The sequence below is a fragment of the Blastococcus sp. SYSU D00695 genome (assembly GCF_054050555.1).
This window is the reverse complement of sequence record NZ_JBJGZP010000034.1, coordinates 23,961-31,914: the sequence shown is the minus strand read 5'-3', so window position 1 is coordinate 31,914 and position 7,954 is coordinate 23,961. Positions and strand designations below refer to the sequence as shown.

Here is a 7,954-nt window from a genome sequence, read left to right as displayed (position 1 = left end):
CCCCCCCCCCCCCCCCCCCCCCCCCCCCCCCCCCCCCCCCCCCCCCCCCCCCCCCCCCCCCCCCCCCCCCCCCCCCCCCCCCCTGTGCCGTGTGCGGTGCGGGGAAGGCGCGGTCGGGGGAAGGCGCGGCGCGGGGGCCCCGGGACGGCCCCGGGCGCCGGCCTCCCCGGTCGTGGGGGAGAGCGGCGCCCGGGGACGGACCCTGCAGCGCGGGCCCGAGAGGTGCGGCGTTCAGTGGGTCTTCGCGAGCGTCCCGAGGTAGAGCTCGATCACCTTCGGGTCGTTCATGAGCGACCGGCCCGTGTCGGTGTAGGCGTTGCGGCCCTGGTCCAGGACGTAGCCGCGGTCGCAGATCTGCAGGCAGCGGCGGGCGTTCTGCTCGACCATGATGATCGAGACGCCGGTGGCGTTGATCCGCCGGCAGCGGATGAACACCTCGTCCTGGTAGGCGGGGGAGAGGCCGGCCGAGGGCTCGTCGAGCAGCAGCACGCTGGGCGACATCATCAGCGCGCGGCCCATGGCGACCATCTGCCGTTCCCCGCCGGACAGCGCGCCCGCCTTGCCCTTGCGTCGCTCGCCGAGCAGCGGGAACAGGTCGACGACGTAGTCGAAGCGCTCGGCGAAGGTCTTGGGCCGCAGGTAGACGCCCATCTGCATGTTCTCCTCGATGGTGAGCGAGGGGAACACGTTGTTGTTCTGCGGCACGTAGCCGACGCCGAGGGAGACCAGGCGGTGGGCCGGCGCGGAGGTGATGTCCTCCCCGCGCAGCGTCACCGTCCCCGAGCGGACGGGGATGAGCCCGAACAGCGTCTTGAGCAGCGTCGACTTCCCCGCCCCGTTCGGGCCGATGATGCCGACGAGCTCGCCCTCCTGCAGGTAGAAGTCCGCGCCGCGCAGGATGTTGACGCCCGGGACGTAGCCGGCGACCAGGTCGTCGGCCCGCACCAGCGCCCCCTCGGCGAGCCGCACGTGCTCCTCGCGGGTGGCCGCCCGCTCCGCGGGGGACAGCTCGGCGGTGCCGGCCGCGGCCTCGTCGGCGCGGGTGACTTCCTCACCGGACTCGTCGACCTCGAACAGTGGCTCGCTCATCGCCGGGGCCCCTCGCGGTCGGTCGTCTCCGAGCTCAGCACCTCACCGGAGGTGCCCTCCTCGCGCGCGATGGACGCCTCGGCCTCGGCGAGCACCCGGTCCTCCTCCTCGACGGTCAGCGGGGCGTCGTGGTGGGCGCCCAGGTAGGCGTCGACGACGGCCTGGTTCTGGCTGATCGACTCGGGTGGCCCCTCGGCGATCACCCGGCCGGCGGCCATCACCACGACCCAGTCGCTGATGTCGCGGACGACGTCCATGTCGTGCTCGACGAAGATCACCGTCATGCCCTGCTCCCGCAGGTCCTTCACGTGGCCCAGCAGGCTCTGCGTCAGCGCGGGGTTCACCCCGGCCATCGGCTCGTCGAGCATGACGACCTTCGGGTCGCTCATCAGCGCGCGCGCCATCTCCAGCAGCTTGCGCTGACCACCGGACAGGGTCCCGGCGAAGTCGTCCTTCTTGGCGTCCAGCTTGAACCGCGCCAGCAGCTCGAGCGCCTTCGCGGTGTTCGCCTGCTCCTGCTTACGCCACATCCCGGGGACCAGGGAGCGGAAGAAGCCCTCGCCGCGCTGGCCCTGGGCGCCGAGCAGCATGTTCTGCAGCACGGTGAGCCGGGACAGGGCCTTGGTCAGCTGGAAGGTGCGGACGACGCCCAGCCGGGCGACCTGGTGCGGCGCGAGCCGGCCCAGCGATCGCCCGTCGAAGGACCAGGTGCCGGAGTTGGGTTGGTCGAAGCCGGTCAGCAGGTTGAACAGCGTCGTCTTGCCGGCGCCGTTGGGGCCGATCAGGCCGGTGATGCCGCCGCGCTGGACCTCCAGGTGGTCGACCGACACCGCGGTCAGGCCACCGAACGTGCGGGTGACCCCGTCGACCACGATCGCCGGGTCGGGCTTGGCGACCCCGACCTCCCACGGCACGTCCCGCAGGGCGGCCCGGGCCAGCCGGGGGGGCGCGCCCGCCCCGGGCGACGAGGCGGACGACGAGGACGCGGACGCCGAGGCGGCCGTGGCGCCGTGCGGCTGGTCAGCGGGCATCGAGCATCACCTCTCGGCGGTCACCCAGGATGCCCTGGGGCCGGAAGATCATGAGCAGCATCAGGCCCAGTCCGATGATGATGAACCGGATGAACGCGATGTCGGTGGACGACAGGATGTCGCTCCACTCGAACAGCCCGAAGAAGGTGTGGCCGTCGACCAGCGCGGCCAGGGCGCTGTCGGAGAACGCGATGATGAACCACAGCAGCATCGCCCCGATGATCGGACCGGCCACCCGCCCGGCGCCCCCGAGGATCAGCGCACCGTAGGCGAGGAACGTGTTGGCGTTCTGGTACTGGTCGGGGTTCACCGCGCTGGTGCCCATCGCGTAGACCATGCCGCCGAGGGCGCCGAACATGCCGCCGAGGACGAGCGACTGCATCTTGAACGCGTACACGTTCTTGCCCAGGGCGCGGGCGGCGTCCTCGTCCTCGCGGACGGCGCGCAGGACGCGGCCCCAGGGGCTGCGCACGAGCGCCCAGACCAGCAGCGAGCCGAGCAGGACCAGCGTCCAGCCGACGGTGATGACCCAGAGCTCACCGCCGCTCCAGCGGGTCCCGAGGATCTCGTAGCGGCGCCCGGTCTCCCAGGGGGCGAGGGAGATGAAGCCGCCGTTGAAGTCGTACAGCCCCGTCGTGCTGCCCGTCACCTCGGTGGCCGAGACGGACCGGAAGAGCAGGCGCAGCGCCTCGGCGGCGGCGATCGTCACGATCGCCAGGTAGTCGGCGCGCAGGCGCAGCGTGGGCACCCCGAGCAGCAGCGCCAGGATGACGGCCGCGCCCAGCCCGATGGCGACCCCGGCCCCCCAGGGCAGGTCCCACTGGTAGACGGAGATGGCGATGCCGTAGCCGCCGAGCATCGCGAAGGCGATCTGGCCGAAGTTGAGCAGGCCGGTGTACCCGAAGTGCAGGTTCAGCCCGATCGCCAGCAGGGCGAAGAAGACCGCCTGGTAGGCGAACATCGCGCGGATGCCCAGCACCAGGGCGTCGAGCAGCTCTCCCATGCCGGTCAGCCGATCCGGGCGCGGCTGCCCAGGATGCCCTGGGGCCGGACGACGAGGATGAGGATCAAGAGCAGCAGCCCTCCGACGTACTTCATGTCGTCGCGGATGACGAGCGTGGACATCTGCACGAAGACGCCGACGATGACGCTGCCGAGGAGGGCGCCGTAGGCGGTGCCCAGGCCACCGAGGGTGACGCCGGCGAACATCAGCAGCAGCAGGCGGAAGCCCATGTCCCACTGCACCTGGTCCGACAGGCCGAGCAGGACGCCGCCGAGCGCGGCGAGGGCGGCACCCATGACCCAGACGACGAGGATCACGCGGTTGACGTCGATCCCGGAGGACGCGGCGAGGTCCCGGTTGTCGGCGACGGCGCGCATCGCCTTGCCGATCCGGCTGCGCTGGAGCATGAGCGCGACACCGACCAGGACGACGAGCGAGATGATGATCGAGTAGAGGTCCCGGTCGGTGAGCGCGAAGGCGCCGTAGTCGCGGGCGCGCTGCGACTGGTAGTCCACGTAGGGGTTCGACCGGCCGCCGTAGATGGCCTGGATGAGGTAGCGGGCGGCCAGCGACAGCCCGATCGACACCACGAGCGCGGCCACCAGCCCGGTGCCCCGGCGACGCAGCGGCCGCCACAGGACGAGCTCGTTGAGCGCCCCGATGACCCCGCCCACGACGACCGCGATGGCCGCGGCGGCGATCAGCGGGATGCCGGCGTCGGCGTTGAGGAAGAAGGCGACGACCGCGCCGAGGGTGACGAGCTCGCCGTGGGCGAAGTTCGTCAGGCCCGTCGTCCCGAAGATCAGGGAGAGGCCGACGGCGCTGATCGCGATCAGCAGGCCGAAGCGCAGCCCGTCGACCAGCAGCTGGACGGCCTCGATGCGGCCGCTGCCCCCGCCCCGCTCGCCGTCGGACAGCGCGAAGTTGACCGGCTCGCGGCCGTTGAGCTCGACGGTGACGGTCCGGGTGTCGCCGGCGGCGCCGACGGTGACGTTGTCGGGCAGCGCGTCGGTGTCGAGGGTGACCACGTACTCACCCGGCGCCGGCACGGGCACCGAGAAGCGTCCCCGCTCGTCGCTCTCCGCCTCGCCGACCGGCTGGCCGTCGGGGGTCTCGACCGTGACGGTGACGCCCTCGATCGGCCCGGTGGCGCTGGTGGTCAGCGTCCCGCGGACCTGCTCGCCGGCGGCCGACGCCACGCCCGGCGTCAGCAGGGCGAGCGCCAGGCCGGCGACGGCGAGCAGCAACAGCCTCCCGAGGGCGCGGCGACCGGCGGGGGGCCGGCGGCTGCCGGGCTGCCCCGCGGAGGGGGAGGGCGCCGGCCGGAGGTCCCGGCGAGCGCGGTCGTGCGCGTGGGTCACGCGTGCTCCCTGCGTGTGAGTGGAGCCCGGAACGTAACGCAGGTGTGACGCACGCCCCATCGGTACGTCTCGACCTGTGACCGTTCCGCGACCCGCCCGGCCCTCCCGGGTGACGCGACGTCCCCCGTGCGGTGTCGCGGCACGGGTCAGCGGTCCAGCGTCATGCAGGTGAGCCGGGCGGTGGCGGTCACCCGGCCGGTGTCGTCGGTGACCTCCACGAGGAACGTCGACAGGCTGCGCCCGCGGCGCACCGGGGTGGCCACGGCGGTCACGGTGCCCGACGTCGCGGCGCGCAGGTAGCTGGCGTTGAGCTCCACGCCGACCACCTGCCGGTCGGGCCCGGCGTGCAGGGCACCGGCCCACGAGCCGACGGTCTCGACCAGCGAGCAGGTCGCCCCACCGTGCAGGAGCCCGAACGGCTGCTCGTTGCCGGCCACGGGCATCGTGGCGACGACGTGGTCGGGGTCGTAGTCGGTGATGCGGATGCCGAGCTTCTCGTCCAGCGGGCTGAGCCGGCCGGCGGGGAGCCACTCGGGCGGGGCGGTGATCGTCACGCCTGCACGCTAGCCACGCGGGCGGGGTCCCGCTCGCGGCCCGGACCGTCGGTGCCCCCGCCTAGGATCGCGGGCGATGTCCGCACCGGTCACCACCTCCGCGCCCGCCGCCCCCTCGACCCCGGGCGGCCCGCGTCCGCGCCTGCTGCTGCTGGACGGGCACTCGCTGGCCTACCGGGCGTTCTTCGCGCTGCCGGTCGAGAACTTCTCGACGACCACGGGCCAGCCGACCAACGCCGTCTACGGCTTCACGTCGATGCTCATCAACGTGCTGCGCGACGAGCAGCCCAGCCACCTCGCGGTGGCCTTCGACGTCGGCCGCAGGACCTTCCGCAGCGAGATCTACGCGGAGTACAAGGCCAACCGGTCGGAGAGCCCGACGGACTTCCGTGGCCAGGTCAGCCTGATCCAGGAGGTGCTGGCCGCGCTGCACGTCCCGGCGGTCACCGCGGAGAACTACGAGGCCGACGACGTCATCGCGACCCTCACCGTCCAGGCCGTCGAGGCGGGCATGGACGTGCTGATCTGCACCGGGGACCGGGACGCCCTGCAGCTGGTGAACGAGCACGTCACCGTGCTGTACCCGCGCAAGGGGGTCTCCGACCTCACCCGCTTCACGCCGGAGGAGGTCGAGGCCAAGTACGGCCTGACCCCGACGCAGTACCCCGACTTCGCCGCGCTGCGCGGCGACCCCAGCGACAACCTGCCGAGCATCCCGAGCGTGGGGGAGAAGACCGCCGCCAAGTGGGTGCGCGAGTACGGCTCCCTCGACGCCCTGGTCGACCAGGTCGACACCGTCCGGGGCAAGGTGGGGGAGAAGCTGCGCGAGCACCTCTCCTCGGTGCTGCAGAACCGGCGGCTGACCGAGCTCGACCGGCGGGTGCCCCTCGAGGTCGGCCCCGGCGACCTCGCCGTCCAGGCCTGGGACCGCAACGAGGTGCACACGCTCTTCGACAACCTGCAGTTCCGCGTGCTGCGCGACCGGTTGTTCGCCACCCTGACCAGTGCCGAGCCCGAGGTCGAGGGTGGCTTCGACGTCACCGAGGACGTCGTGGAGCCCGGCGGCCTCGGCGCCTGGCTGGACGCGCACGCCACCGGCCGGACCGGTCTGGTCTTCCGCGGCACGTGGGGCCGCGGCACCGGGGAGCTGACCGGCCTGGCCCTGTCGGCCGGCGACGACCACGCGACCTTCGTCGACGTCGGGCCGGCGCTCGACGCGGCCGACGAGCAGGCCCTGGCCGCGTGGCTCGCCGACCCCGCGCGGCCCAAGGTCGCCCACGACGTGAAGGGCCCGCTGCTCGCGGTGTGGTCGCGCGGCTGGGAGGTGCAGGGCCTGGTCAGCGACACGGCGCTGGCCGCCTACCTGACCAACCCGGGGCAGCGCTCGTTCGACCTCGGCGACCTCGCCGTCCGCTACCTGCGCCGCGAGCTCAAGGACTCGGCCGCGCCGGAGGGGCAGCTCACCCTCGACGGGATGGGCCCCAGCGAGGCCGACCTCGCCGCCGAGGCCGCGCACGCCGACGTGCTCAAGGCCGTGGCGGTCAACGACCTGTCCGACGCGTTGGAGCAGCTGCTCGGGCAGCGTGGCGGCGACGGGCTGCTCGGCGGGATCGAGCTGCCGCTGACCCGCGTGCTGGCCGCGATGGAGTTCCGGGGCATCGCCGCCGACCTGGACTTCCTGCACGAGCTGCAGCGGGAGTTCGCCGACGGCGTCGCCGCCGCGGCCGCCGAGTGCTACGCGGTCATCGGGCACGAGGTGAACCTGGGCTCGCCCAAGCAGCTGCAGGCGGTGCTCTTCGACGAGCTGGGGCTGCCCAAGACGAAGAAGATCAAGTCCGGCTACACGACCGACGCCGACGCGCTGACGTCGCTGCTGGCCACCACCGGGCACCCGTTCCTCGAGCACCTGCTGCGCCACCGCGACGTGACCCGGCTGCGCACGGTCATCGACGGGCTCATCCCGATGGTCGACGACGGCGGTCGCATCCACACGACGTTCCAGCAGACGATCGCGGCGACCGGCCGGCTCTCCTCGACCGACCCGAACCTGCAGAACATCCCGATCCGCACCGCCGAGGGGCGCCGCATCCGGCAGGCGTTCGTGGTCGGTGCGGGCTTCGAGTCGCTGATGACCGCCGACTACAGCCAGATCGAGATGCGGATCATGGCCCACCTCTCCGGCGACGAGGGGCTGATCGAGGCCTTCACGTCGGGGGAGGACCTGCACTCGTTCGTGGCGTCCCGGGCCTTCGACATCCCGATCGACCAGGTCGACCCCGAGATGCGCCGCCGCATCAAGGCGATGAGCTACGGGCTGGCCTACGGGCTGAGCGCCTACGGGTTGTCCGGCCAGCTGCGCATCTCCGTGGAGGAGGCGCGCGAGCAGATGAACGCCTACTTCGAGCGGTTCGGCGGGATCCGCGACTACCTCGACACCGTGGTGGACGACGCCCGCAAGACCGGCTACACCGAGACCACGCTCGGCCGGCGCCGCTACCTGCCCGATCTGACCAGCGACAACGGGCAGCGCCGGCAGATGGCCGAGCGGATGGCCCTCAACGCCCCCATCCAGGGCTCGGCCGCCGACGTCATCAAGGTGGCCATGCTCAACGTCGAGAAGGCGATCGCCGCCGAGGGGCTGACGTCGCGGATGCTGCTGCAGGTGCACGACGAGCTCGTGCTCGAGGTGGCGCCGGGGGAGCGGGAGGCGCTGGAGGCCCTGGTCCGCCGGGAGATGGCCGGCGCGGCGGAGCTCTCGGTGCCGCTGGAGGTCTCGGTCGGCTTCGGGTCCAGCTGGGACGCCGCGGCCCACTGAGCCGGTGCGCGGCGGAGCCGAGTCGGCCGCACCCTCCACCCGAGGTCGAGGGTCCCGCTCCCGGGCGCTGGCGACGGTGCGGGAACCGCACGACGGCCCGG

The 7,954-nt window shown here is 72.8% G+C and carries 6 protein-coding genes; 1 reads left to right on the top strand and 5 read right to left on the bottom strand.

Annotated features, from left to right (window positions below; genetic code table 11):
* Positions 1–231: 231 nt before the first annotated feature.
* The 5 genes from ACI781_RS17375 to ACI781_RS17355 all read right to left on the bottom strand — a co-directional run bounded on the left by ACI781_RS17375 (position 232) and on the right by ACI781_RS17355 (position 5,038).
* On the bottom strand, positions 232–1,089 hold the full coding sequence (locus ACI781_RS17375; protein ID WP_456567377.1) for an ABC transporter ATP-binding protein: 858 nt from the start codon (positions 1,087–1,089) through the stop codon (positions 232–234).
* Complete coding sequence (locus ACI781_RS17370; RefSeq protein WP_456567376.1) at positions 1,086–2,120, bottom strand: ABC transporter ATP-binding protein; 1,035 nt, start codon at positions 2,118–2,120, stop codon at positions 1,086–1,088. The genes ACI781_RS17375 and ACI781_RS17370 overlap by 4 nt, the downstream gene beginning before the upstream one ends.
* Entirely contained in the window at positions 2,110–3,123 is a 1,014-nt protein-coding gene (locus ACI781_RS17365; RefSeq protein ID WP_456567375.1) for a branched-chain amino acid ABC transporter permease, read from the bottom strand. Before ACI781_RS17365 ends, ACI781_RS17370 begins: the two co-directional genes overlap by 11 nt.
* Before the next feature lie 5 nt (positions 3,124–3,128).
* A complete protein-coding gene (locus tag ACI781_RS17360; RefSeq protein ID WP_456567374.1) occupies positions 3,129–4,370 on the bottom strand; it encodes a branched-chain amino acid ABC transporter permease in 1,242 nt (413 codons plus the stop codon).
* A gap of 260 nt (positions 4,371–4,630) precedes the next feature.
* A complete protein-coding gene (locus ACI781_RS17355; protein WP_456567373.1) occupies positions 4,631–5,038 on the bottom strand; it encodes a PaaI family thioesterase in 408 nt (135 codons plus the stop codon).
* Between the two features lie 76 nt (positions 5,039–5,114).
* Between ACI781_RS17355 and polA the strand changes: the two genes are divergently transcribed.
* Positions 5,115–7,853, top strand: coding sequence for a DNA polymerase I (gene polA / locus ACI781_RS17350; RefSeq protein ID WP_456567372.1), 2,739 nt, complete (start codon positions 5,115–5,117; stop codon positions 7,851–7,853).
* The last annotated feature ends 101 nt before the right edge of the window (positions 7,854–7,954 follow it).

What these genes read in the sequence shown, in the direction of transcription:
- ACI781_RS17375 (WP_456567377.1), bottom strand. Translation starts at nt 1,089, where the DNA reads ATGAGCGAGCCACTGTTCGAGGTCGACGAGTCCGGTGAGGAAGTCACC.
- ACI781_RS17370 (WP_456567376.1), bottom strand. Translation starts at nt 2,120, where the DNA reads ATGCCCGCTGACCAGCCGCACGGCGCCACGGCCGCCTCGGCGTCCGCG.
- ACI781_RS17365 (WP_456567375.1), bottom strand. Translation starts at nt 3,123, where the DNA reads ATGGGAGAGCTGCTCGACGCCCTGGTGCTGGGCATCCGCGCGATGTTC.
- polA (WP_456567372.1), top strand. Translation starts at nt 5,115, where the DNA reads ATGTCCGCACCGGTCACCACCTCCGCGCCCGCCGCCCCCTCGACCCCG.